The sequence below is a fragment of the Myxococcus qinghaiensis genome, from assembly GCF_024198215.1.
Classification (GTDB): domain Bacteria; phylum Myxococcota; class Myxococcia; order Myxococcales; family Myxococcaceae; genus Myxococcus; species Myxococcus qinghaiensis.
The window spans coordinates 1-1711 of the sequence record NZ_JAKCFA010000073.1 but is presented as its reverse complement, the minus strand read 5'-3'; the positions used below and the strand labels follow the sequence as shown (position 1 = coordinate 1711).

General features: G+C 67.2%; 1 protein-coding gene. It reads right to left on the bottom strand.

The features are described from left to right. Positions 1-98: 98 nt before the first annotated feature. Positions 99-668 carry a SpvB/TcaC N-terminal domain-containing protein gene (locus LZ199_RS45870; protein ID WP_254000175.1) on the bottom strand — a complete coding sequence of 190 codons (570 nt, stop codon included), beginning with the start codon at positions 666-668 and terminating at the stop codon, positions 99-101. Positions 669-1711 lie beyond the last annotated feature (1043 nt).

The following is a 1711-nucleotide window of genomic DNA, read 5'->3' as shown; positions in this document are numbered from 1 at the left end:
CCTGCGCGCGCAACGTCTCCCTCATCTGCTCCAAATCCATACCGTCGCTCCTCGTCCCACCCATGGAGCGACAACCTCCTCACCTCATACCCCGCTTGTCACGACGGGCTCCGGCGAGGAGTTACGGCGAAAGTGTCGACCTCGGTGCGGTACTCGCTGCCGTTCGCGCCGTACCCCGCCACTCCGGGATTGGTGTGGATGAGGCGGGCGCCATCCAGGCAGAACGCATCCGACGTGGTGAAGCTCACCTGCCCCACCACGCCGTCCTGCGCCACCGACTTGCGACACCGGGTGATGCGCGACAGCGTCCCGCTCAGCGTGAAGCCCACGCCCGCCAGGCCCGCGCCCGAGCGGCTGTTGTAGCTGAGCGTGAGCTCCGGCTGCATGCCGGCGCGCCCCGGGGGCACCCACAACGGTAGGCCATAGGAGGCCGCGCCGTCGGCCGTCAGGGAGTAGCTGCCCTCCGTCGCGCCCGGCGTGACGCCGGCATGGGCGTTGGTATCCACCACCGTCCCAGACGGGGCGATGAGGCGCTCGGTACCACTGAGCCGGCTGGCCAAGTAGCCCGCCAGCACTTCATTTCCGTCCAGTCCCTCGGTGGGGCCACAGGAACTCAGGAGACTGACGCCGTACAGGCTGAGGGTGAGCAACGAGAGGATACGCTTCATATGGACACCCTTTCTGGGGGTATGGCTGTCACGAGGGTTGGCGGGCTTCGTCAGGCGAATCATCGCGAGGCCTCCTCGGACTTCAGCTCTTCGAGGTCCCCACCCACGCATTCGCCGGCCCTGCAGTAGGCGTCCCCAAAGCAGGCTCCGCAGCTCATCGTCCCACCACAGACATTGTCGACGCTTCCGCACTCCCTACCGTCGCAGGCGTTGGGGTCCGCCGAGCAACCGCAGACGTTGGGAGTGCCACCGCCGCCGCAGGTGTTGTAGCCAGTGCAGTCTCCTCCGCAGCTATAGGTGCCCCCGCAGCCGTTGGACACCAGTCCGCAGTTCTTCCCGGCGCAGGCAGTTGTCTGCGCAATGGGGGTACAACCGCAGGCATTGGGAGTGCCGCCGCCGCCGCAACTCTGGGGACTGGCGCAGCCACCGCAATTCCACGTGCTACCACAACCGTTGGGGACCAGGCCGCACTTGCCTTGACAGGCGGTTTCCCGGGGGATGGGTGCGCACGCGCACACGTTGGGGACGCCGCCGACGCCGCAGGCCTGGCCACTCGGGCAGGCACCACAGTCCAAGTTCTTTCCGCAGCCGTCGTCCATGAGGCCGCAATTCTTGCCTTGCGCCTGACACGTCGTCGGCTCGCAGCACACCTGAGCCACGTTCACCTGGCACGCGTCTCCTTCCATGCCTGAGGCGCTCTCGTCGATGGCGCCATCACAGTCGTCGTCCCGCCCATTGCAGTTCTCCGCAGCGCCAGGGGCCCCATCCGCCACGCCGTCGTGGTTGTCGTCACAGCCGTTGCAGGTGATTTCGCTCGTCGGGACTGGGGGCCGGCACAGTCCGATGGAGCCGTCTGCATGGCAGAGGGAATACCCTCCCGCGCCACAGTTGGAGCATGGCTTCGTGCTTCCCGGAGTGTTGCCGCGCACCTTTGTTGATGGTCGGGTGAGCCGGCTGGTTGATGGCCATCGCTGGAGGCACGCGTCAGCGCGCCGCGCAGCTTGATGGACATCACGGGCGAGCGCGCGCAGCGCGCAAGCCCT

What these genes read in the sequence shown, in the direction of transcription:
- LZ199_RS45870 (WP_254000175.1), bottom strand. Translation starts at nt 668, where the DNA reads ATGAAGCGTATCCTCTCGTTGCTCACCCTCAGCCTGTACGGCGTCAGT.